Source organism: Streptomyces sp. NBC_01506, from assembly GCF_045040295.1.
In the GTDB taxonomy this organism is placed as follows: domain Bacteria; phylum Actinomycetota; class Actinomycetes; order Streptomycetales; family Streptomycetaceae; genus Streptomyces.
The window spans coordinates 2260716-2282847 of sequence record NZ_CP109422.1 but is presented as its reverse complement, the minus strand read 5'-3'; the positions used below and the strand labels follow the sequence as shown (position 1 = coordinate 2282847).

Here is a 22132-nt window from a genome sequence, read left to right as displayed (position 1 = left end):
TCTGGCCTCCTAGTAGGCGAGCCGGGACGTGGTGCCGAGCACCGAGTAGACGGGGTCGTTCAGCACCCACACGGAGTCGGTTGCCGAACGGCTGGTGCGGAACTTGATCAGGTGCGAACCCTGCTTGATCGTCTCGGTGTAGCCCTCGATCGTGAGCCGCATGTCGGACGCCGGCGCCTCCGGCGGCATGTCCGTCACCGAGAAGAATGCGGAGATGTCGCCGTCGAGGATGTCGCTGTAGTTCGGCAGGGTGTACGCCTGTACGGGTACCTCGCGCACCTCGGGCGGCGGGTCGGCGTACCTGCTGACGATCCAGTTCGCCGCGTCGAGGACCGCGTTGTCGTTCGTCTTGAGGAACGTAGTCTCGCCATCGTCACGCGGCCCGTACAGGTCGATGCTGGCCTGGTCGATGACGCGCTGCCTCGCGCCGTTCGGGCGGGTCGCGGTGACGATGTTGACTTGCTTCTGGTCATCGTTGCTGACCTCGACGTCGGCGGTTTCGAGGTCGGCGTAGTCGATGGTGAACGTCTCGCTGCTCGCGTCCGGGTTGTACCGGACATCCCTGCCCTGGTAGGCGAGGCCGATCCAGTCGCGCTCGGCGTACAACTTCCCGCCGTCCGTGCTGGCGACGGCCTGCATCATCGACAGGGCGGTCGACCCGCCCGCACCCTGGCCCGCCACCGGATCGTGAATGCTGCCGAACACCGTCACGCTGTTGACCCCGGCGTACCGCGCGAGCCGCGCGATACGGACGTTCGAGTCCTCCCCCGCGAACGCGGTCATCCCGGCCGCGTAGTGGTTGGCCAGCGCCGGTCCGAGGGGGGCGAGCGCGGTGTACAGGGCAACGCTGCTGACCGTGCCGGACCACAACCTCCCGTTTTGGTGAGCGCCAACGGTCATCAGCCGCAGATCGAACATCGAATCCACGAAGCCGCCCAAGGACTTGGCGACCCCGTCGACCCACAGGCTTTCTGACCACTCGTCGTATATGAAGTGGTGCTGTCGGCCGTCCGCGAGGTCGCCCGAGTTGGAGGCGGCGACGGTCAGCGCCTCTCCAGACCCCGTGGTTTCGACCCGGAGGACGCCTCCGGCGGACAGTGAGAACACGATTTGGTGCTGCTGGTCAACACTCTCCAATGCGAGGATGACCCGGCCGCTGCCGGTCGATGTGGTGAACCAGCCCTCGACGCAGATGAACTCCCCGCTGGACAGGCGCTCATAGTCGGCCCCCAAGTTGCCGGCCAAGAACTTGCCCTGCGTCGCCGACACGGGCGTGAACAACGGATACTGCTCGCCCGTCGCGGCCGGGCCGGGGCCCGCACTGAAGTCCAACGTTCCGCCGGTGATGCCCTGCTGGATGATGCCCAGCGGCCCGGCCGTCACCCCGGACAAGTCCCCGGCGGAAGTCGCGCCGGAGTCCTCGGTCAGCGGGTAGTACGCGATCGGCCCGTCATTGAGGATTTCCTCGTCCAGGCACGAGCGGAGCTGCGGTTGTCGAGACAGGGGCGCGAAGAGGTCGCTACAGGTCACCATGGCCGTGGCATGCAAGCCCTTCCACCTGGTGGGCCAGTCGTTGACCGCACCCCAGAACCTGTTGTGCAGGACGTGCCCGACGAGGTCCCACTCGATGAAGTCGGCCACCCCGCCGGTGCGGGTGCCGGAGAAGTCCACGAGCTGCGTCTCCGCACCGACCCACGCCGGGGTCGCGAGCGTGCGGCGCACGGTCCAGTTGGTCCCGTCCGCGCTCGTCTCCCAGTACAGGGTCCCGGCCGCCTCGCGCAGCCGCAGCCACCGGTGAGCCACCGGGGAGTACGTCACCGCCACCGCCGACCCGTCGAAGTACGCCGTCTCGCTGGCGAACCGGAGCTGCCCGGTCAGCGGGTTGTACGAGGTCCCCAGCCGGGTGCCCAACGTGTTGCTGTTGATCCACATCGACGCGGACGCGAACGACGATCCGCCGGCCGCCGGGACGGTGCAGAGGCGTGCGGTAAGGGTGCTGCCCGTGAGGAGCCACGACCGGGCTGTCTGGAACCCGGCCACGACGCCGGGGTTGAGCGGCACCCGCGCCCGTGCCCCGACTTCTGTCACCCCGCCGTACGCCCCCGTCCACAGGGCGGGGTTGATGACCCCGTCCTCGAAGTCGTCGGCCAGCATGGCCATCGGCCACGGGGCCGCCCCGGTCCGTGGCGGGGCGGTCGTCACCGCCACCCGCAAGGGCGTGCCCTTGCGGACGTTGGGGTAGTACGGCGACGTGGCCACCCCCGGTGACAGGGCCCCGTCGAAGTTGTCGATCAGCAACGTCGCCGTGCCGGTCTGGATCTCCGCCAGCTCATCAGCCGCACCCCGGTTGATCGTCACCCCCTGCTCGGCGACGTCGACCCGCCCGGCGATGTCCGTCCACACGATGTCCCCAGGGGGCGTCGTCATCGTGGACCCGAAACCGACCTCGGCAATCAGCACTACCCCACCCCCAACGTCACGTTGATGCCGTGGTCCCGCTTCAGCCGGAGAAGTACGCGCTGTACTTCGCGGCCTACGGCGACCGGGTCCATGGAGGCGATGTTGAACGTCGCGTTGACGCTGCTGCTCGCGCTGGCTCTGCCCCGCGTTGCCGGGGCACCCGCGTAGGCCGGTCGGGTTGACGCTGTTGTGGGCAGCGCCCGGCCAAGACGCCCGTTGCGGAGCGCGTCAAAGAACGGCTGCCCGTACTCGTCCACCTGTTTCGCGGGGATGACGTACTCGCCGTTTGACAGCCGCGCCAGAATCGAGTCCGACGTGCCCGTCCCAGGGCCACGCACCGGGCCGCCCGTGGGGAAGCCAACGATGCCGCCGGTCGCGAAGTTCGGGATGCCGCCGGGGCCGGCGTGACCGGGCGGGGAGTAGATCGTTTTGACGTACGTGTACGCGGTCGTGCCGTCGATCCCCGCCAATTTGTTCCGCGCCTGCTTGAGCTTCGCCTCAAGGTCGTTGATGTTCGCCCGCACCGACGCCTTGCGGGAGTCCGGCACCTTCTTCAGTTCGGCTTTCGCCTTCCGGAGCTTGTCCTCCAGATCCTCCAGGTTGCCCTTGACGCGCGCGGTCTTGTCGGGCGTCTTCAGGATTTGGTCGGCAAGCTTTTTCGCGGCTGCTTCGTTTCCCTTGATGCCCGTTGTGAGCTTGACGATCTTCTCGTGGCCGCGATCGTAGATTCCGTTGACCGTCGCGTGGGATGCGCCGTTTGCCTCGGCCGCCTCGGCTGCCTTGATGGTGGAGCTTGCGATGTCGTCCAACGCCTGGTTGTTCGCACGGCCGGCTGCCGTGTTGTTGTCCAGCGTCTTGCCATTCTTGTTGATCGCCTCGCTCGCCGCGTCGATCGCGGCCTCCATACCCCTGAGCCCGCCGCGCGCCGCGAGCGCCGCGTTGGACAGGGCGTTGATGCTCTGCGCGAGCCCGTCGGCGGATGCCTGCTGAGCGGCAAGCTTGGCCTGTACCTGCTGCGCCTGCGCACCGAACAGGCCCTGCGCCTCGGCTGCCAGGTCCGCCTCGAGCGCGGCGTCGGCCAACTTCGCCTTGTAGTCCACCAGCTTGGAGTTGAACTCCTTCAACTGGGCAGAGTCCATGCCCTTCGTCAGACGCTTCAGCGACGCGGCGGCGAGGTCAGCCTTCCCACCCGCCACCATCGACGCGAGAGACTCATCAACGGACTTGATGACCTTCGCAGCTTCCTTGGCGTCCGGGCCGCCACCGGTACCGAAGACGTCGAAGAACGCTTCGATCTTCTGCGTGGTCGACGGCTCGGCCAGGGTCTGCGCCGCGTCGCGCAGCTTGTCCATGTCCTCGCCCAGGACCCGCAGGCCCTCGCCGGACAGCTTGCCCGAGTCGCCCAACTTCGCGAGCGACGTGGTCAGCTTCTCCACATTCGGCGGCGTGGACTTCCCCGCGTCCGAGAGCTTCATCAGCCCGATGACCAACAGCCCGATCCCCGTCGCGGCGACCGCCGTTCGGGCGGCGAGGGACATCGCCATGAAAGCCGCCCGCAGAGCACCCATGGCCGTAGCGGAGCCGAGCGCGGCGGTACCGGCCGCCGCGATCTGCGTACGCACGATCAGCATCCCGCCCGCCGCGAGCTTGACTGCCGCGATCGCGATGGAGACGGCCTTGATGGCGATCGCGGTCTGCATGAGGACCGTGAGGAATCCGGGCGGCAGCGCGGCCACGACCTGCGCGAACGCGTTCGCCAACTGGAGCACGCCGACACCGGTGTCCGCCGCAGCGGCCAGCAGGTTGATCGCGGCCTCGCCGATGTTCTTGAACGTCTCGCCAACCAAGGGGCCCTGGTCGCGGGCGTAGTCGAGGAACTGCTCCAGGCCCCGGCCGACGTCCCCGTCGAGGGACCGGAGCAGCGACACGAGCCCGTCGTTGGCCTTGCGCAGGGACACATCGGCGAAGTCGGCGAATTTGTCCGACACCCGGTCGAAGCCGGGAGTGGCCATCGTCCCGCCGACGATCGTCATGAACCGGTCCAGCTCACGCGAGGAGCTTTTGACCAGCGGCGTCAGCTTCGGCAACGCCGCCGACGCCAGCGCGAGGCCCTTGATGAACGGGCCCATGGTGTCCCCGGAGAGCGCGTCTGACCAGTCCTTGTACTCGTCCTTGAACACCATCAGCGACGCGGCAGCTTCCCGTGTCGCGGGCGGCAGCTTTGCCATCTGCCGGGCGTACTCGGCACTCGCCTCAGCCGCCTCAGCCGAGTTCCGCCCGGACTGCTCCACGGCGTCCTGGTACTTCTTCTCCGCCTCGACCGCCTCGGACATCGCGGCGACCTGCGGGCCGATCGCCACCCCGTAGGCAGCGACCGCCACAGCGGCGGCACCAGTACCGGCAATGAGCGGCGCCAGGGCAGCGGCGGCGGGGATCGCCGACCCGACCAGCGCCAGCGCCTTGCTCAACTTCCCCGCCGAGTCCCCGGCCCCGTCCATGACGCTGCTGAGACGGTCGCGGCCCTGGAGTGTGAACGTCATCGTCGTCACGACTCGTCACCCCCTTGTGCTGGTGTGTGGTCGGCGACGTACTGCGTGCACCAGGCGATCGCGGAGGTGAGTTCCCCGCGCGACAGGGCGTCGATGTCGCGCGGCGTGAGGTGCAGGAGGTGGCAGATCAGCCAGCGGTACTCGAGGAGCTGCCCCCGGATTCCTCCGGGCCGACCGGCGCCGGGGCTTTTCCCGGCTTGGCGAGCGCCTTGTCGACGTCCACCGACTCGTGCGCGGCGATACGGACGGCGCTCATCAGGTCCGCGAACTCCTCGGAGTCCTCACCGTGACTGGTCCGCAGGGCGTCGATCCAGTCGCGGGTCTCGTCGGTGTTCATCTTCGCGGTCAGGCGGCGCTTCCACCCGGGCACGTCGCACTGGGAGAACAGCAGACCGGGAGTCGCGCGGCGGCGGAAGATCCACAGGACGGCGCGCATCGCGGTCGGCTTCTGCCGGCGCAGCGCGTCCTCCACGTCCGTCCACTCCAGCTCAGTCACGACCTCGATGTCCGCGCTCTCTTTCGCGGACAGGTCGTCCGTCTCGACCTGCTCGGCGCCACCCTCGGGGCTCTTGTACGACACGATCACGGTGGCTCCTAGTTGAGTTTCTGGCGTACGTCGTCCACGACGCGGCGCACGTCGCGCTCCATGCGCGGGGCGTGGGCTCGGACGGTCTTGTCCCACCACAGCGGGGGTGCGGTCTGCGTGACCCACCGGCGGCGATTGCCGTAGACGGGGTGGCGGATGCGGCCGGTGTTGATGACGTGCGGCATGTTCCGCAGGTCCGGCGGCAGGGCGCCCTTGTCCACGAACACGCGGGCTCCGGGGTTGCCGGTGTTCCGCACGGTGATGCGGATCTGGCCGGCGATCGTGCTGCGCAGCGGGCGGCTGGTCGGTGACCGCCCGCCGCCTCGGCCACGGCCGCCGGGCGAGCTGATCGGCAGCCCACGGATCGCGGACTGGAGATCGTTCTTCAGTGGTTCGGCTGCCCGCCGGATACGGCGCTGCATCGAGGAGCGGATGTTCTCGTGCCCGGCCGCCCGAAGTTTGCGTTGCAGATCGAGGAGCTGACCGGTGTTGATGACCCGCACGTCCTGCACGAGATCACCTCACAGCGTGACGTCAGCGCTCATATACTCGATCTTGTTCGGGTTCGTCCCGTCGAACAGCCCGGTGAAACTGAGGCCGTTCTTCACGACGTCGAACCCTTCGATCGCCGGGGGCGCGTCATCGAACTTGATGGCCGGGATAAGGAACGACACACGCTCGGCATACGTCGGCGCGATCTCCGGGCCGATGAACTCCCAGCGCAGCGACGCCGTGGCGTCCGAGGTGTGCAGGTCGTCCAGATCGGTGGACACGTAGTCCCGCTCGATGCTGCCGCTGATCTTGATCTGACCGTTCGTGATCGGCTCCGCCTTCAACGCTGAGTTGTTGGCGTAGAACCGGTCCACCGCCATCGGACGCTCGATCTTCAACGTCATCTTGCGGATGCCGTCGCGCGCCGTCTCCGCACCGAACGCACCGAGAGAGACACCCATCTGCCCGAAGTGAAACGGCGACATCGTCGGGTATGAGGCGGTCGCCAGCACCGACGTTTCCTCACAGTCCTTCGAGTCGATCTCGAACGACGCGGTCAGCATGCCGCCGACCTCACACGAGAACTCGGCACTTGTGATCTTGCAGCCCTTGAAGTTCTTCCGGGTCACCACCCCCGTCGTCAGGGGCACCCCCTTCTGGATCGTCAGCGACTTGCCGAACGAGTCCGCCAGGACATGCGTCTGGAGATACGCCGCCGTCGTCGCCTGCTGAACCGGCGTCACACTGGTGCCCATCAGCGACTGCAACAGCAGCCCCATCATGCGGTTCGTGAACTCCATCTCGATGGAGCCCGCCGCCTCCCGCTGCGTCACCACCCGCCGCGACGCCAACGGCACCAGCCGCCCCGCCGCGATACCGGCGGACTGGGCCGTGGTCTTCTTCAGGACCACCGATTCCTTCGTGAACTCCACGAACTTCGTCGGCGCCACATAGGTGCCATAGACGGACTCGGGCGCGATGCCGAGCTGACCGCCGAGACCGGATCCGATCGCCATCAGACGTCACGCCCCTTCGTCTTCGTCGCCCGCGCGGGCTCGGGCTTGTCCTGCGGTTCCTGTACGGACTCCCACGTCTGCGGCTGGCAGACGTAACCGTCGAACCGAGCGTCGGGTACGTCAACCACCTGGTCCGGTTGTACTTCGCGGTCGCCGAGTTCCGGCACGGTGACCGGCTCGCCGCCGATGTAGCGCACACGCGCCATAGCGATTCCTCCTGGTGATGGGTCAGATACGGGCGCGCGTGCGCACCGTGAATGCGAGGCTGGCCAGCGCGCCGTCAGGGCTCTGCTCCTGCGTCAGGCCCCCGGCGGTCAGCTCCGACCAGAGGACCGTGCCGTTCAGTGTCGGCGCCTCGGGGAATGTGTCTGTCGCACGGAGCGCGTCCTCCACGGCGGCCAGTAGCGCGAACGCCCGAGCCCGCCGTAGGGCCATGTCCTTGTCGCCGCCGCGGGTTTCGATGTAGCAGTAGATCGCCGCTTCCTCGTCGCGGCGGCGGGCGCCGGCGGACGCGAAGGACTGTGTGATCTCCACGGCCTGGTCCGCGCCGGGTGAGTACCCGACGTAGACCCGGTGCCGTTCGGTGAAGTTGACTCCCGGCGGGCCGTCGATGACCCGCACATCGGCAGCCGGGGACAGCGCGGGGGTCGCGCGCAGGATCTCCAGCAGCGCGTCGACTGCGGCCGGGACCACTGACGTCGCCATCACGCGATCCCTGGCGGCTGCTTGAACGGCTCCAGCAACTGGAGCACCCTGTTCGGCACCGCGTACCCGAAACCGGGGACGGGGTCCTGAACGCTGAAATCGTCAGCGCTACCCCCGCCGCCGCGGGCCGCACCGTACCGGGTGCGCCAAAGGTGCTGAAGCAGAAGCACCGAGGCCAACTTGACGGTCGGAGGCACCAGGGCGCGGCCGGCCGTGTAGATGGCGGTCCATGGTCCGTCGCAGAACTGGGAGCCGTTGACGTAGGTCACCACCCCGGACGGGCTGTCCACGTGCAGCCCCGTCACATCCACGGCCGCCCCGCCGGACAGCACCGGCGTCAGGGAGGCGAGGGTGAGCACCGGGGGGCGCAGCAGCGCCACAGCGCCGCCCTGCCCCCGTACGGTCTCGGTGACGGTCTGTTCCTCGACCGGACCCACGTGGCCCTCAATGACGGAGGTCAACGCGGCGATGTACATCTCCAGCTCGGCGTCCGTGGTGGACGACTCGATGTCGAGTTGCTTCTTCGCCTCGATCAGCGTGAGCAGCGCCACGGCTCGCCCCCTTCTCTACTCGGTGCGGGTCTCGGTACGCCGGCCCCGGCCGCCGCCACGCGAGCGGGCAGCCGTCTTCTCCGAGCCGCCCTGGGTGGTGTCGTCGGCAAGCTCGGCGCGCTCGCCGTCCGCCCACGCCTCGGCCGCCGACGCGCTCACGTCGACCACCTCGCCAGGGACCCACGAGAAGTCGGCCCCCGCGATCGATTGCAGAATCCGGATCCGCGGCATGCCGCGCCCCTTTCCCATGAGGGCGGCCCCCAGCGATGTGCCGGGGGCCGCAGCAGAAACGGTCAGGACGCCGGGTGCACGTACACCCGGAACGCTGAGGTGTCGTCCGGCTTCCCGTCCAGGCGCAGGAACCCGAAGAACCCGACCTGGAGATAGTCCGCGTACCGCTCCTCCAGGCGCATCATCTGCCCGCCCGCCACCTGCCGGACGACGTACGCGGCGTTGATGTCGCCGAAGCCGATCGACTTCGCCGACGCGGCCGGGACCGGGATCCCGTTGTCGATGAGGATCGGGCTGCCGAGCAGCGTGGACGGGGACCCGGCCTGCACGGACGGCTCCCACAGCGGGCGGCCCTCGCCGTCCTTCAGCTTCCGCACGACCTTCAGCGCCGAGTCCGACATGGCCCACCGGGCGGTCGCCCGGTACGCCGGGTCGATGGAGTGCTGCAAGTCCACCAGGTCGTCGTAGATGACCGAGGTGACCTGACCGGCGGCACCCGTCTTGCCCGCGGTGGCGTTGGTGAACAGGCCCTCGGGCTGGGTGGTGCCGACGCCGGTCGCGAGGTGCGCCGCTACGGCGCGGCCGATGCGCTCGCCGAGCTTGCGGGCCAGCCACCCCTCGACACCGAACGCGTCGTCCTGGATGAGCTGAAGCGACAGCCTGACCAGCTTCGACGTGTACGTGAACGCGCCGAGGGTCTTCTGCCCAAGGGTCACGTCCTGCTCGGTGATCTGCGCGTTCTCGGCGAGGATCGCACCGACGTTGCCCGTGTCGTCGTTCGTCGGCCAGTTCAGCGGGTTACCGCTGGCCGTGGTGATGACGTTGGCCGCCCCGAGGAGACCGCCGTACGCCTTCATCACCTCAGTGATCTTGGCGAGCGTGTCCGTCGGAATGAAGTACCCGCCGGCCGTACCGGGCGACGTGGCTCCGGCGCGGACCTCGCCCATGTTCGCCATGAGTAGCTGACGCTGCTCGTTGTCCAGGCCGAGCATGCCGCGGCGGGTGAACGCGGTGAATGCGGTCCGGTACGCGGCGTCGGCGGTGGCCTGCCGGTCCTCGCCGCTGTCTCCCGGCGCGCCACCCGTGGGGGCGACGACCGTCGAGTAGTCGACGGCGGAGAGGCGGGCGTGCCGCTCCTCGGTTTCGATGTCCTTCGACAGGCGCTCAACGTCGGCAAGTGCCGCGTCCCACGCCGTGCGGTCCTCGGCAGACAGCGGCGTGTCGTCGCCGCGGGACTGGAATTCCTGCGCTGCGGACCATGCGGTGGCCCGCTGGTCGAGCAGGGTCTGAAGCTTGGGCATGTGTGCCTCCAGCACGAGAAGCCCCACCGCCAGTGGCGGGGGGCTTGAAAGGGGTTGTGAGAGCGGCTACCGCGCGAGCAGGTAGCGGGCGGCGATCGCCTCCATGCGCATCGCCTGACGGCCCCCAGTGGTCTCTCCCGGCTGGGTTGCGTCGTCGCCGCGAGTGGGCTCGGGGCCCGGCTCGCGGCGGAAGTCGTTGAGTTCCGGGCGGTACTTCGCCCGGCGGTCGAACGCGTCGTCGCTGCCGCGCGCGGCCAGGGCCACGCCGACTGAGCGGAGACCGGCGTCGGTGTCCTCGTACGCGGGGAACGTGACCGCGCTGACCTCGTAGAGTTGCACCTCGCGAATGATCCGCAGCTCGGCCTCCGCCTTGTCACCCGAGACAGTCTCGATCTCGACGGGCTCCCAGTCGTCCTTCACGACCCGGAACCCGAAGCTCATCCCCGTGATGTTCTTGTTCCTCAGGTTCACCACGAGGTCACCGACGTACGACAGGTCCGTGTCGAGGTCCGCGTCGACCGCCAGCCCCACGGCGTCCTGCGCGAGACGCAGGCTGCCGGCCGACACCCGCGACACCACCATGCGGGTGTCGTGGTCAACGAGCATCCGCGCGTCACCCTCACTGATCGTTTTGGTGAAAGCGCCGTCCGCGACCTCCTCGTAGAAACCCCAGGTCAGCGGGTTGCCAATCGCCGTACGGGAGTTGAACACCGCAGCATGCCCGGCGAACCCCTGTGCCCCGTCGCCCGCAGCCCGGACCTGGAGCCCCGCCGTAGCGAGGGTGAGGTCGCGCCGCTCAGTCGTCTTCGGCATCGCTGCCCTCCTTCGTCTCCGGCGCAGCCGTCAGCAGCGCAGTCGCCTTGGCGAGATGGTCGGCGGCGCGCGCCGCCGCACCGGCGTCCGGCGGACCCTCCGCCGGCGCCTTGACGCTCGGGTCGTAGCCCAGCGGCGCCATGTACAGCGGCTGCAACCGCATGTCGCCCTCGGCCCCTGTGATCGGCGTGAGGTCTTCCAACTCGCGGATGTCGTTGGCCGAGTAGACGCCCGAGTCCCGCATCGCCCGGTAGAACGTCGCCCGCGCCGCGCTGTCGCCCCTGAGCAGCCCGCCAAGTGCGTACTTCGCGTACACCATCTTGGGTAGCAACTCCTTCGTGACGCGCTGCTCCGTCAGCGTGAGCCACGTCGGGGCAAGGTCCCACGTCACGAACCCCTGCGCCTGCTGCTCCAACCCCGTACCCCACGAGGTGGACTTCTCCGTGGACATCAGCAGGAACGGCGGCACCCCGAACATGCGGGACACCTCGGTCACCTGGAACATCCTCGATTCGAGGAACTGGGAGTCCTTGTACGGCATCGTCACCGGGTTGAACGACGCCCCGGAGTCCAGTACCGCTACGTCGTGCGCCGCCTGCGAGCCGCCCATCTTGGCCCGCCAGTTCGCCTTCAACGCCCCAGCCTGCTCAGCCGTCAGGCGCTGCTCAGTCTGGAGTACGCCGGAGATCATGTTGCCCGAGCCGTACAGCTTCGCCGCGGACTTCTCCGCTGCGATCCCCAGGCCAATGCCCTGCGCCGCAGCGCGGATCGGCGAGCACCCCGTCACCCCGTCATACCCGAGGGCGGGCAGGTGCAGGATCTCCCGTGGCGTTCGCCGCACGAGAGGCCCGTTGCCCTCGGGCTGGATCCAGAACACCTTGCCGGACGGGTTGTCCTCCGTCGGCTTCTCGCGATGGACCTTCACCCAGTTCGGGCGGATTGGCCAGAGCTGGACCACGGCACCCGCGCGGTTACGGATCTTCTGCACGTATGCGTTGCCCCATAGCAGGCGGTGCACGTACACCAGCCGCCACAACTCGAAGCGGGTCAGCTCGGGATGCGGATCCTCCAACAGGTCAACCGGCGCACGGTCCTTCGTTCCCACCTTGTACGTATGCAGCGGCAGCGACGCGGACACGTTCGCGACCACGGACACCGCCCGCCACACTGCGGGCATGTGCAGGGCGCTCGTCTCCGTGACGGTCACACCCGAGTCCAGCGGCGCACCGCCACCCAGCAGCTCGGCCAGCGACGCATCCGTCAGCGGCACCGCAGGGGACTCCAACGACGCCCGGCCCTCGAACAAACCGAAGAGGCTCACGTGGTCGTCCCCTTCCGTCGCGCCTGCTCACGCTCGACCGCCACAACACCGAGCACACCAGTCAGAACCATCCCGGCCGGCACCGACCACATGCCGATCCCCGCCACCACAGCGAGGGCGAACAGCACTTCGAGTACGAACAGCAGCGCGTTCACCACAGGTTCGGCGCTCCTTCCGGTTCCACATGCGCACGCTCGGCATGACCCCACGCGGCGAGCGTGCAGCCCACGAGCGGGCTGATGTCCACGGACACCCCGCGCCGGGCCCATCCCCAGCCGTCACCGATCGGGCGTTTGTCTGCCCCGGCCAGAGCCGTCGCCAGGGGGGCCTGGTCCAGGTGCACGATCGTCTGCTCGGCCACCCCGTCGAAGAACTGGCCGGCACTGGCGGCGACTTGCCTGGTCTTCGGGATGAGGATCAAGTCCTCGATCTCCTGCTCACTCAGGCCCACGCCGGCCAACGCCTTGCGTACGGCAGGGACCAGGGACCCGGCCGGGCCGCCCTCGTCGACCACGAGCGCGCACGGCTTCCACTTCACAACCAGCTCGGCCACGCGCTCCGGCGCCCACCCCGTCCCCGGCCGGTGGTCGATGACCTCAACGTGCCTCGCGTCGCCGTTCGCGCCAGCCGCGCAGATCGCCGTGTGCGACCGCTCAGGCGTCGTATCCAAGGCGAACGCCACCGGGTCCGACATGCTGCTCGTGCCGTCCGCCAGGGCCCGCCACGTGTCCTCAGGGATGACCCGCCACGTGTCCTCGGCGTCGGACGGGTAGTCACCAACCCCGAGCCGTTCACGGTTGAAGATCTCCGGGCTCATCGTCAGCCGCTCCCGCTCCGTGTGCTCCAGCGTGAGCCGGTACCCCAAGGCGGGGTTGGCCTTCGCCACCGCGAGCGGTGACAGCGGGTCATCATGAGCGCCGCACTCCGGCAGGCACTCCTTGACGTGCGGGTCTATCGACCACTCCAAGTAAGCGAGCGCCGGGTCGGGGACACCGGACTCCATCGCCGCGAGCGCCCGGCGCCGCAGCCGTGCGAGCTGCATGCTCGGCGAGCCGATGCCCGCACTGCCGAAGTACCAGACCTGCGGATCCTCAACCGCAGCCATTGTCGGCATCAGCGCGCCCATCGCGTCATCACCGAGGATCATGTCCTCGTCCAGCATGTTCGCGTTGCCCGTGAACCCGCGCCCACTGCCGCCGGAGCGGGCCAGGAACCGCAGCCGCTGCCCCGTCAGTAGTTCGATCGCTTCCTCACCGGTCGTACGCCGTACGGCCTTCACACGCTTCCGCAGGCTGTCGGTGTTCGTGATGAGCGCGACGATCCGCCGGAAAGCTTCGACGCTGGTTTTGAACTCATGCGCGCTGTGCAGGATCAGCTTCTCGCCGAGGAGGAACAGGCCGGCCAACTCGCGCGCTTCGATGATCGCGCCCTTGCCGTTCTGGCGGGCGACGTTGATCGCAACCTCGAACGCGGACCATGAGCCGTCCTCGCGCTCACCGAGACCAACGTGCAGGGCGTGCTTCTGCCAGTCATCGAGGATCAGACCGGCCGCAGCGGCTAGCTCCACAGCCTCCTGACCCGCGCTGGAGACGTACGACGGGGCGGTGAACACTCTCGGCCGCTGGCATCCGAGCACCTGCTCAGGCGCCACGGAGGCGACGGGCCTTTCGTCCAGCAAGCTCATCGACCACGTCCCCCTTCACATCCGGCGGCGAGAGGGCCCGCAGCTTGCCCATCGTGGCGAGGAGGTCGCGCGAGACGACGGCCTGCGCGGTCGGTGCGTCGCCCACAGGGATCTGATCGAGCGCTTCGGCCAGCCGGATGGCGACCGCCGCCAGGCCGGGGGCGACCGTCTCGGCGTTGAGCTGTTCGATCTCCGCCCGGATCTCGTCAGCGATCACGACCGCCCCTCACTGTCGGTAATGTAACGAAGAGTGAGGAAGGTGTAGTTACGGAGAGCTATGTACTAATTCGCCAACGCTCGCAGTTCGGGGATTAGCGCTTTCAAAATGGCCACGCAAAAATCTGGGCGAGAAGGGCGTTTGGGTCGCCCGGTCTTGCTCTGAACTTTTGATCCAGTCTCTCCCCGTGGGGGGCTCGACCTGCGGTGTTGCTCACGTTCCGCGTTGATCGTTTTCGCTCGTGTTGATCACCAAGTGCGTGATGACTGTGGTGTGACTGCGCGTGAGCCGCCGCGTCGGTGGTCCCGGTACCAGCGGGTGACGACTGCCTCCATGGTGGGTTGCCTCATGTCCCGTACACGCTGGCGTACAACGGACTCGCCGGGGTCGACGGTGATGATGCGTGCGCCGAGCCGCTTGTATCGTGCGCGTGCTTTGACTTGGGGCATGGTGTGGATGAGGTACACGTCGGTGGTGCCCAGTACGTGCTCGGCCTCGTGGATGGCTGCCTGCCGTGCCCGGTGGACGATGCGCATGAGCGCGGGTGTGTGCGCGTGGTGGTCGGCACTGGGGCCGGCCATGGCGAGGGCCATGAGGTCGAGGTCGATGACGATGTCGACGGGCTTGGCGTGGGCGCGGATCCAGGATGATTTGCCTGCGCCGGGTGGGCCGGTCACGACGATGAGCACGGTGCGTAACTCCCTCCCCGCGTTTGGAATGCGCGCCTCTGCGGGTCACCAACGGCGTGACGCTCGGGGCTGCTTGATGCTGGTGCGGTTGCCGCGGGCGCTGTTGCACCGCCGGTGCGCAGACCTGGCGTTGGCGGGGTTGAGGAGGTCGCCACCGAGCGACAGGGGTACGAGGTGGTCGAGGGTGAACGCCTCGGGGTGTTTGCCCGCGAGGACGCCTCGGATCTCGTAGGCGATGTTGTGGCCGCAGAGCCAGCACGGGAGCCCGAGGGCGCGTTGCCAGTCGCACAGTCTGCGGTAGGGGCGCCCGTTGCGTATGCCGGCCACGGGCGCCCACCTCCCCGTCGTCTACGGGTTGTCGACCACTCCGTCTTCGGCGTAGTCGAGCAGGTCCTCGGGGTTCTCGCCGACGTTGCCCAGGCCCTCTTCTTCGAGGATGGCGCCGATGACGAGGGTGTTGTAGTCGTCCTCGGAGAGGCTGTCGCATGCCTTGGGCTTGGACTTGTCGCCTTCGGCGCGGGCCTTGACGGCTTTGACGCATTTGGCTTCGGTCTCGGCTTGGCTGTCGCCGCAGCCGGTGAGGGCGAGCAGGAGGGCCGCTGTGGCAGCGGCGGCGAGTGTGGTGCGGGTGCGCATGGTCCCCCCAAGGACGGTGTGGTGTGGGGGACATGGTGCGTCAAGTCGGGTGATCGTTGTGGGGGAATGGTGAAGGCCCCCGTTGGGGCGGGGGCCTGGTTGTTTCCGGGCACGCCGGAGATGGGGCAAGTGTGGGGGATGATCGGCCGTTTGTGCAACTGATTGCAATGCGTGTCGCGGCGGGCGCTCAGGCGCGGGGGCGGAGCCCTTCGGCGATCCGCTGGAAGCTCTGCCCTGCCGAGCGGTACGCCGGGCCTTCGAGGACGGCGCGTGCTGACGCCCTCGCCTGGTCCATGGCCTTGCGGAGCGGGGCGTGCGGGTCGGTGCTCTTGGCCAGGTTCACGTGCTGGGTCATGGGGTCCTCCTCGGGAATGAGTTGAGCGTGGCATGGCTGGGCCCCACGGCCGGGGTGGGCGGTGGGGCCGGGGTCCGAGCGGCAGCCAGCAGCGTGGACGTGGTGGAGCGTACTGCTCGGGTCTGACAGTCAGTGGCCGCAGCCGGGTTCTACCCACCAACCGCACCGCGCGCAGTACGTGGGGACGAGGCTCAACAGGCGTTTGATCATGTCTCGTTCACCTCCTGCCGCACTACGTGTATGGTGCAGCGGGCCCCGCTCGGGTCGTACTCCACTCTTGCGATACGGTCCTCGCCACCTGCGTAAACGTCCCCGAGAGGGGGCGCGGAGGGCGGTGGGGGAGTGGCGGGCATATCGGACACCCGGCGTCGCGCGTACCGCCAGAGGGCGGCTGTGCCGACCACCCAGACCCCGAGGATCCCGGCGGCCGGGGAGACCGCGAACACGGCCCCAGTGGCGCCCCCGGCGACGGTGATCAGGACGCACGCCCCGGCCGCACGGGAGTTCTCGGGGACCTGTTCGGGCTTGCTCATCCGATGACCCCGTACAGGTGCGCCCCGGCGACGTTGACGGCCTGGGCGAGCGGCACGGCGGCGAACCCGGCCACGCCCGCGCTGGTGCCGAGGCAGATGCCGCACCATGACCCGGCCTTGATGTCGGCCCCGTACTTCGACTTCTTCGCCGCGACGACGGCAGCGACGGTCATCAGCAGCACGAGGGCGCCGCCGGTCTGCGTGAGCGGCAGGTACGTGCCACCGGACGCGGACTGCCCGGCCTGTCCGCCAACACCCCAGACCAAGGCGACGTCACCGAGCCAGTTGGAGATCCACAGAGTGGTGTCGGCGATCCATCCGACCAGCCCGCCGACGGTGAGGATCGCGAGGACGCCGTACGTCCACGCGAGGAGGAACGGCAGGAGCTGCCCGAGGAAGGGGATGGGCTTCTTCTTCAGGGTGCGGTAGCCGGGGTACCAGCGCACGAGGGTGGCGGTGAGGATGGCGAGGCCGATGGTGACGCCGCCGATGGTGACGATCTGCATGGTGTCCTCAGTGGAGGATGGCGAGCCCGAGGGCTGCGATGGTGATGATGAGGGCGACGGTCCCGGTGATGGCCGGGATGTCGGGGGCCGCCACGTAGGCGAGACCGAGCAGCGCGAAACCGGCTGCGAGCGCGCAGAGTAGGCCGAAGAGGGCCACGGGCTGGGTGGGTTGCTCAGCCGGTGGAGGCGACCGAAGGCAGCATCTCGGGGTCGTACATGTTCCCGAGCGACGGGTCGACCATGGCGGGGGTGATCTTCCCGCGCTGCTTCCAGGTACCGACTGTGCTGGGCTCGACGCCGTACAACTCGGCTACCTGCCGGGTGGTGAGAAACCACGTTGGTACGGCCTGCTCGGCCTGCTCGGGCCCTTGCTCACCCTGCGGCTCGGTGGGCGCCTGCGGGGGCGCGTTGAGCGCCTTCGGCTCGTCGTCCGGCTCGGGGAGGTCGAGGACGTCTCGCACGAGCGGCTCACCGACGAGCCGGGGTTGCTCAACCGGCCCTGGGGCGGCGGTCCGTACGGGCGTGGCCGCGAGGTGCAGGAGGTGCCCGAGCACGAGCGGCGGAACGCATGAGACGGCAATGACGAGGGCGAGCGGCGTGCGCGGCTCGCTGCTGAGATGCCCGGTAACGAACGCGTGAGACACGGGCTGTGCGGCCATGGCGGCGCCGAGGGAGAGGAACGCCCCTGCGATGGCGGACCGTTTGCCGGGGGCGCCTTTCGGTCGGGCGCTGGCGACGGCGGCGGCGATCCCGGCGTAGGCGGCGAGGACGGCGGCCATGCCCCAGGCGAGGCGGGAGTCCCATCCGGCGAGGACGGCGAGGTGGTGTTCGCCGGGGGCGCACATGCCGAGGACGACGACGGCGATGATGGGTCGGCCGGCGGCGGTGAAGGCGCGGACCCACCAGGGGGCGGCCGGGTTGGGGTGAGCAAGGGGGGTGTTGCCGGGGTTGTCACGGCGTGTGAGGCGCGAGATACGATCACGCATAGCCACGGGGAGACCTCCGAGTCTCTGTGTGGTAGCCGGAGACGGAGTTAGCGCTCTGTCTCGGTCAGGCCCTCGTTCGGTGTTCCACCACCGGGCGGGGGCCGTTCTTTTGTTATCTAACGCGGGACTATAGCACGGTAGTTGGCGGTACGTAACGCTTTGCGGTGGTCAACTGGGAGGTGAGCGTGGGGGGTTGCTCACCTCCCAGTCAGGCTGGGATGGGTTGCTCAGCCCAGGTGCGCCCGCAGCCGACGCAGTGAGCAACTGGCCGCGCGCCGGCGCCGCCGTGCATCTGGACGGTGCCGCCGCAGTCGGGGCAGGGCGGGGTGAGTTGAGCAACCTGCCCGGTGATGTCGAGGGCTTGCTCAACCCGGCTCGCGGCGGTGCGGGCGACGGTGGCGATGTCGTGGTGCTGGTCGTCGCTCAGGAGCGCGAAGGGGCCTCCGGCGTTGGTGATGCGGCCGTAGAGCCAGAGGGCGGCGTGGGGGGCGGTGCGGTGGCCGGTGTATCGCCAGCGGCGGCGGTCGTCCCGGTCGGCGTCGGCGAGGGCGTCTCGGCGGGCCCGGTCGGTGGCGGGCCAGTCGCGGGGGGCGCGGCTCATCGGGGAGCGCTGGATGACGGCGGCGGTGTGGTCGGCGCAGTCGACAAGCGCGCTCTCGGTGAGGGTCATGAGGTCGAGGACGGTGAGGTCGATCGGTGCGGCGACCGTACGCAGAGGGATGCCGTCGGCACGGAGGTGCGCGGCGTCGGTGGCGTCCAGCTCGTCGAGCGCCCGGAGGATGTCGGCGCGTCCGGCGGGGGGCCATGACGCGTTGTGGGTGGTGAGGGCGGTGCGGAGGTCTGTCCAGCGGAGGGCGATGGTGGTGAGCGCGGTGGTGGTGTCCACGGTCAGTACTCCTTGGGTCCGTTGATCGTCACGGTCAGCGCAGTGGCGGCGACGCCGTGTCGCATGCCGACGCTGTCCCAGTTCTTGGGGTCGGCCCATGCAGCAGCGAGCTGGCGTACGCGGTCGAGCGCGGCCTCGGTTTGAACGCGGCCTCGGGCTCGGCGGCGGGCTGAGTGCCACGCGGCCCGGTAAGTGGCGGCGCGCTGCTTCTCCGCCCGCCACCGCCGGTTGCGGAGGCTGATCTGCGCCCACAGGTTCTGGATCGTGGTGGGGTCGCCGCCGAGTGCGCGGATGCCGGAACGGAGGGTGCGCAGCTCGGCGTGGGCTCGGTGCGCGCGGAGGTGCTGGCCCTTGGCGGCCCGCTCGGCTTTCTCGGAGCGCTTCCCCATTAGGGCGGTGAGGCGCACGGCGGCGGCAATGGAGTCCTTGGCGTCTCGCTCGGCCGTCTCCAGCCGGTCGTACAGCCGGTCGAGTTGGTCGGACGTGATCTCGTTGACGGACAGGCGCTCGGTCATGCGGCGTTGTCTCCCTGCTTGTTGATGGCGGCGCGGGTGATGGCTGCCGCGTCCTGCGCTGCGGTGCCTGCGTGGACGCTGTGCGGGCGGGCGCGCCGCTCGACGGTGCCGGCTTCGATACGGCGGAGGCGCCGGTGCTCGCCGACCACGAGCACGAGGACGATGAGCATGGCGGTGAGTAGGACGATCGCGGGGGCGGCGGTGAGCAGCCGGGCGGCGGTCATCTGGTGTCTCCGTTGATCTGCCGGTCGCGGGCTTCGAGCAGCCGGGCGGCGAGGTCGGGGTCGTCGGGGAGGTCGCCGCTGGGCTGGGTCTCCCCGGGGAAGCGGGAGGGCGGGCGGGTGCCGTGTCCCTGCGCGAGGGCGCGCAGGGCTGCGGTCCTGCGGGTGTTGAGGCGGCCGGTCACGACCCACCCCCGTTGATCTGCCGGGCCACCGCGAGGGCTTCGAGGTTGAGCGTCGCGACGAGGCCGAACGTGTAGTCGTTGACGGTCTCGTTGGCGTCGGCCATGCGGTCCAGCCAGTCGGCGAGCGCGAGCCCGAGCGCGGGCCCCATGGTGGCGGCGTATGCGGCGTGCTGAGGCTCCATGTGCGGCGGCCGGGTCGTGCCGTGCATCAGGGGCGGCCATCCGATCCGTTGTCCGCGCCCGTCGGTGGTGTAGTCGCCGTAGAGCCGCGCGCCGCCGCCGCGTTGTTCCTTGGTGTTCCAGTGGGCGGTGGGGGTGCCGTCGGTGGCGGTGCTGGCCGCTGTGGCGAGCGCGCGCACCGTCGCGGCGGCGGTGCGGAGTTCGTCGGCGGGGCTGGTGGTCATCGGGTCTCCGTGGCGTTGTGCGCCTCTGTGGCGGTCTCGGTGCGGCTGGGTGCGGCTGGGGGGGGTGGTCGGGCGGGTGTTCGGGCGGGAGACGGGCGTGTGGCGCGCCCCGTGGGGGTCAGGGCGCGCCACACCCGGTCAGGCGGTCGACTCCTCGCACTCGTGCTCGGCGTCCAGGACGAGGCCCTGGTCCTCGTCCCACCAGCCGTCTCCGGAGGCTCCGCAGGCCCCGCATTCCCACCGTCCGGCCAGGCTGATGCCGTCGTATCCGCTCGTGCTCACAGGGCCTCGAACTCCTTGCAGACGAAGGCGCCTTCAGCGGCGGGGTCGCACTCGTCGCAGAGCAGACGTCCGCTGACGGTGACGTGCTCGCCCCGGCTGTGACCACAGACGCAGACGGCGAGCGGGTTCGGCTGCTGCGCCCCGTCCTCGGCCTGCCCGCCGGACCCGGTGGCGGTGAGTTCCTGCGGGGCGTGGCGTCGGAGCGCGTCGTACCAGGACCAGCCCTCAACGGGCGGCAGCAGTTCCTCGCCGACGTACTCACGGGTCAGGCGGATGGCCTGCCCGAGTTCGGCGACAGCGGCGCGGGCCTGCTCCAGCTCGGCAGTCACCCGGGTGGGCTGCACATCGGGCGCGGCGGTGCGGTGGGCGGTGATCTGGTCCCGCAGCTCACACCCGGCACACCCCAGCCCGGCGCCGAGGTTGTCGTGGCGGGCGACGCTTCCGTGGAGGGCGGACAGGTAGGACTCCGCGCGCTGGAGCAGATCGCGGGCCTGCTCCAGCTCGGCACGCAGGCGGGTGATCTCGTCCAGCAACCGTTGCGTGCGCCCGTTCCGCTCCTCGTCCGCCACGACCATCGCGGCATCGGTGGCGAGTCGGATCACGTGCGCGTTGTTGATGTCCGTGGCGCCGATCGCCGCCGCGTACCGTTCGCGCCGCTCGGTGTCGGGCACAGGCCGGGCGGCGGTGCGCAGGGCGCAGGGCCCGCCGTTGCAGGCACCGCTGTCGCCGCACTCCCCGCACTTGGGCTGCACCCCGGACGCGGCACGGATCGCAGCCACCACCCGCTCCGTGTCAGCAGGCGGAACGTGGATGGTGATCCCGAGACCGTGCGGGATGTCGATCGCCAACGCCGCAACCGGGGTCTCCTGCCCGCCGATGTCGGCGAGCGCGGGGCTGATGTCGAGGGTGTCGCCCTCGGGGTCGGTGTACCGGTAGAAGCCGGGCAACGAGGGCGCGGGCTGCTCCGGTGCGTGCTCCTCGGCCTGGTGCCCGGCCAGGGCCTCGGCACGGGCCGCCGTGTACGCGTCCGGGATGCCATGCACCGCCCACGGGCAGACCGGGCAGCGGACGGGGCTGATCGTGGGCTGTTCGGGGTGGAGCCGGGCCAGGTGCTCGCCCATCTGCACGCGCGGTACGAGCTGGTGGTCACCGCAGTGCGGGCACCGGTCACGGACTTCGACAGCGGCGGCGGGGTTCGTGGGCTCGGGCGTGGTGCTCATGTTGATCTCCTCAAGCTGGGGTGGTGGACTACTCGGGCGCCCGGCCCCCTCGTCGCAAGCGAGGGGGGCGGGCCGTCGCGCGAGGTCACGGGGCGGGGTACCGGCGGGTGCACGTGCGGCCGACCGCCCACAGACCAATCAGGCCGCTGCCGTCCGGGGCGGCGACGTTCCGGCCCTCCCGGTTCCACAGCCACGCCTCGGGGGCGTAGGTGCCGCCGAGCCAGGCGGACGGCGGGGCCTGGCAGTAGCAGGTGCGGAGTTCAGGGATACCGACGGGGTTCCGCCACATCGGGGGCAGGACGTTCAGACGGATCCACTCCCAGTCGGTCGTCTGATCAGGCGTTGGTGGTGAGGGGGCGATCAGGTCGGTGAGGGCGGTCATGGTGCTGCTCCTTCTGTGCGCGGGCCGGCGAGAACCGGATCCGTGGCGGGGGTTAGCTCAGGTCGGGGACGACGAGCCAGCCCGCTGAGCTGAACTCGCCGTAGCCCAGAGCCCGCGCGGCCTCAGCGAGCTGCCGATCCCAATCGGCCTGCTGCTCGGCGCTGACGCGTGCGGGGGTGACGTGCTCGAACTTCCCGAGGTCGACCTCGGTCGACTCGGTGACGAGGAACAACATGTCCTCGTCGTAGTTGCCAGCGGTGAGGTAGCCGACGTTCGGGCAGCGGTCCTTGACCTTGGGCAGTTCGGTCTCGGCGTGCTCGGATGCCTGCCAGCCGTGCTGGTCGGTGACGACGTGGATGCCGTAGGCGAAGTAGGTGGAGTGGTACATGCCCATGTCGGGTTTCTC

Annotated in this window: 31 protein-coding genes; all 31 read right to left on the bottom strand. The window is 69.4% G+C overall.

Features of this window, described 5'->3' with window-relative positions; genetic code table 11:
* Window positions 1–9: 9 nt before the first annotated feature.
* Window positions 10–2427: a hypothetical protein gene (locus OG329_RS09585; RefSeq protein ID WP_405794123.1), complete on the bottom strand. Its 2418-nt coding sequence runs from the start codon at window positions 2425–2427 to the stop codon at window positions 10–12.
* Between the two features lie 32 nt (window positions 2428–2459).
* Window positions 2460–5009 carry a hypothetical protein gene (locus tag OG329_RS09580; RefSeq protein ID WP_405794122.1) on the bottom strand — a complete coding sequence of 850 codons (2550 nt, stop codon included), beginning with the start codon at window positions 5007–5009 and terminating at the stop codon, window positions 2460–2462.
* Between the two features lie 127 nt (window positions 5010–5136).
* Window positions 5137–5595 (bottom strand): hypothetical protein, encoded by a 459-nt coding sequence (locus OG329_RS09575; protein WP_405794120.1) that lies wholly within the window; start codon window positions 5593–5595, stop codon window positions 5137–5139.
* Between the two features lie 8 nt (window positions 5596–5603).
* A complete protein-coding gene (locus OG329_RS09570) occupies window positions 5604–6107 on the bottom strand; it encodes a hypothetical protein (protein WP_405794118.1) in 504 nt (167 codons plus the stop codon).
* A 9-nt stretch (window positions 6108–6116) separates the two neighbouring features.
* The gene (locus tag OG329_RS09565; RefSeq protein WP_405794116.1) at window positions 6117–7103 is read right to left on the bottom strand and encodes a phage tail tube protein; all 987 of its coding nucleotides are present in this window, start codon (window positions 7101–7103) and stop codon (window positions 6117–6119) included.
* Complete coding sequence (locus OG329_RS09560) at window positions 7103–7309, bottom strand: hypothetical protein (protein ID WP_405794114.1); 207 nt, start codon at window positions 7307–7309, stop codon at window positions 7103–7105. The genes OG329_RS09565 and OG329_RS09560 overlap by 1 nt, the downstream gene beginning before the upstream one ends.
* A 22-nt stretch (window positions 7310–7331) precedes the next feature.
* A complete protein-coding gene (locus OG329_RS09555; RefSeq protein ID WP_405794112.1) occupies window positions 7332–7808 on the bottom strand; it encodes a hypothetical protein in 477 nt (158 codons plus the stop codon).
* Complete coding sequence (locus OG329_RS09550) at window positions 7808–8359, bottom strand: head-tail connector protein (protein WP_405794110.1); 552 nt, start codon at window positions 8357–8359, stop codon at window positions 7808–7810. The genes OG329_RS09555 and OG329_RS09550 overlap by 1 nt, the downstream gene beginning before the upstream one ends.
* Window positions 8360–8374: 15 nt before the next feature.
* Window positions 8375–8590: a hypothetical protein gene (locus tag OG329_RS09545; protein WP_405794108.1), complete on the bottom strand. Its 216-nt coding sequence runs from the start codon at window positions 8588–8590 to the stop codon at window positions 8375–8377.
* Window positions 8591–8652: 62 nt separating this feature from the next.
* Window positions 8653–9891: a phage major capsid protein gene (locus OG329_RS09540; RefSeq protein ID WP_405794106.1), complete on the bottom strand. Its 1239-nt coding sequence runs from the start codon at window positions 9889–9891 to the stop codon at window positions 8653–8655.
* Between the two features lie 66 nt (window positions 9892–9957).
* A complete protein-coding gene (locus OG329_RS09535; protein ID WP_405794105.1) occupies window positions 9958–10704 on the bottom strand; it encodes an HK97 family phage prohead protease in 747 nt (248 codons plus the stop codon).
* Window positions 10688–12025, bottom strand: coding sequence for a phage portal protein (locus OG329_RS09530; protein ID WP_405794103.1), 1338 nt, complete (start codon window positions 12023–12025; stop codon window positions 10688–10690). Before OG329_RS09530 ends, OG329_RS09535 begins: the two co-directional genes overlap by 17 nt.
* Window positions 12022–12183, bottom strand: a complete 162-nt coding sequence (locus tag OG329_RS09525; protein WP_405794101.1) for a hypothetical protein — start codon at window positions 12181–12183, stop codon at window positions 12022–12024. The genes OG329_RS09530 and OG329_RS09525 overlap by 4 nt, the downstream gene beginning before the upstream one ends.
* A complete protein-coding gene (locus tag OG329_RS09520) occupies window positions 12177–13592 on the bottom strand; it encodes a terminase (protein ID WP_405794100.1) in 1416 nt (471 codons plus the stop codon). Before OG329_RS09520 ends, OG329_RS09525 begins: the two co-directional genes overlap by 7 nt.
* Before the next feature lie 73 nt (window positions 13593–13665).
* A complete protein-coding gene (locus tag OG329_RS09515) occupies window positions 13666–13926 on the bottom strand; it encodes a hypothetical protein (RefSeq protein WP_405794099.1) in 261 nt (86 codons plus the stop codon).
* A gap of 248 nt (window positions 13927–14174) precedes the next feature.
* Window positions 14175–14615 carry an AAA family ATPase gene (locus OG329_RS09510; protein ID WP_405794097.1) on the bottom strand — a complete coding sequence of 147 codons (441 nt, stop codon included), beginning with the start codon at window positions 14613–14615 and terminating at the stop codon, window positions 14175–14177.
* Window positions 14616–14660: 45 nt separating this feature from the next.
* A complete protein-coding gene (locus OG329_RS09505; protein ID WP_405794096.1) occupies window positions 14661–14942 on the bottom strand; it encodes an HNH endonuclease in 282 nt (93 codons plus the stop codon).
* A 21-nt stretch (window positions 14943–14963) separates the two neighbouring features.
* Window positions 14964–15251 carry a hypothetical protein gene (locus OG329_RS09500; RefSeq protein ID WP_405794095.1) on the bottom strand — a complete coding sequence of 96 codons (288 nt, stop codon included), beginning with the start codon at window positions 15249–15251 and terminating at the stop codon, window positions 14964–14966.
* A 187-nt stretch (window positions 15252–15438) separates the two neighbouring features.
* Complete coding sequence (locus tag OG329_RS09495; RefSeq protein WP_405794094.1) at window positions 15439–15606, bottom strand: hypothetical protein; 168 nt, start codon at window positions 15604–15606, stop codon at window positions 15439–15441.
* Between the two features lie 529 nt (window positions 15607–16135).
* Window positions 16136–16645 (bottom strand): hypothetical protein, encoded by a 510-nt coding sequence (locus OG329_RS09490; protein WP_405794093.1) that lies wholly within the window; start codon window positions 16643–16645, stop codon window positions 16136–16138.
* A gap of 7 nt (window positions 16646–16652) precedes the next feature.
* The gene (locus tag OG329_RS09485; protein WP_405794091.1) at window positions 16653–16802 is read right to left on the bottom strand and encodes a hypothetical protein; all 150 of its coding nucleotides are present in this window, start codon (window positions 16800–16802) and stop codon (window positions 16653–16655) included.
* A 16-nt stretch (window positions 16803–16818) separates the two neighbouring features.
* Window positions 16819–17631 (bottom strand): hypothetical protein, encoded by an 813-nt coding sequence (locus OG329_RS09480; protein ID WP_405794089.1) that lies wholly within the window; start codon window positions 17629–17631, stop codon window positions 16819–16821.
* Window positions 17632–17839: 208 nt separating this feature from the next.
* Complete coding sequence (locus OG329_RS09475) at window positions 17840–18517, bottom strand: hypothetical protein (protein WP_405794087.1); 678 nt, start codon at window positions 18515–18517, stop codon at window positions 17840–17842.
* 2 nt (window positions 18518–18519) lie between these two features.
* Complete coding sequence (locus OG329_RS09470; RefSeq protein ID WP_405794086.1) at window positions 18520–19032, bottom strand: hypothetical protein; 513 nt, start codon at window positions 19030–19032, stop codon at window positions 18520–18522.
* Window positions 19029–19256 (bottom strand): hypothetical protein, encoded by a 228-nt coding sequence (locus tag OG329_RS09465; protein WP_405794084.1) that lies wholly within the window; start codon window positions 19254–19256, stop codon window positions 19029–19031. The genes OG329_RS09470 and OG329_RS09465 overlap by 4 nt, the downstream gene beginning before the upstream one ends.
* A complete protein-coding gene (locus OG329_RS09460) occupies window positions 19253–19438 on the bottom strand; it encodes a hypothetical protein (RefSeq protein WP_405794083.1) in 186 nt (61 codons plus the stop codon). The genes OG329_RS09465 and OG329_RS09460 overlap by 4 nt, the downstream gene beginning before the upstream one ends.
* The gene (locus tag OG329_RS09455; RefSeq protein WP_405794082.1) at window positions 19435–19842 is read right to left on the bottom strand and encodes a hypothetical protein; all 408 of its coding nucleotides are present in this window, start codon (window positions 19840–19842) and stop codon (window positions 19435–19437) included. Before OG329_RS09455 ends, OG329_RS09460 begins: the two co-directional genes overlap by 4 nt.
* Before the next feature lie 138 nt (window positions 19843–19980).
* Window positions 19981–20124, bottom strand: coding sequence for a hypothetical protein (locus tag OG329_RS09450; RefSeq protein ID WP_405794080.1), 144 nt, complete (start codon window positions 20122–20124; stop codon window positions 19981–19983).
* Window positions 20121–21344, bottom strand: coding sequence for a hypothetical protein (locus OG329_RS09445; protein ID WP_405794078.1), 1224 nt, complete (start codon window positions 21342–21344; stop codon window positions 20121–20123). The genes OG329_RS09450 and OG329_RS09445 overlap by 4 nt, the downstream gene beginning before the upstream one ends.
* A gap of 85 nt (window positions 21345–21429) precedes the next feature.
* Window positions 21430–21726, bottom strand: coding sequence for a hypothetical protein (locus OG329_RS09440; RefSeq protein ID WP_405794077.1), 297 nt, complete (start codon window positions 21724–21726; stop codon window positions 21430–21432).
* A 52-nt stretch (window positions 21727–21778) separates the two neighbouring features.
* Window positions 21779–22120 carry a hypothetical protein gene (locus OG329_RS09435; RefSeq protein WP_405794076.1) on the bottom strand — a complete coding sequence of 114 codons (342 nt, stop codon included), beginning with the start codon at window positions 22118–22120 and terminating at the stop codon, window positions 21779–21781.
* Window positions 22121–22132 lie beyond the last annotated feature (12 nt).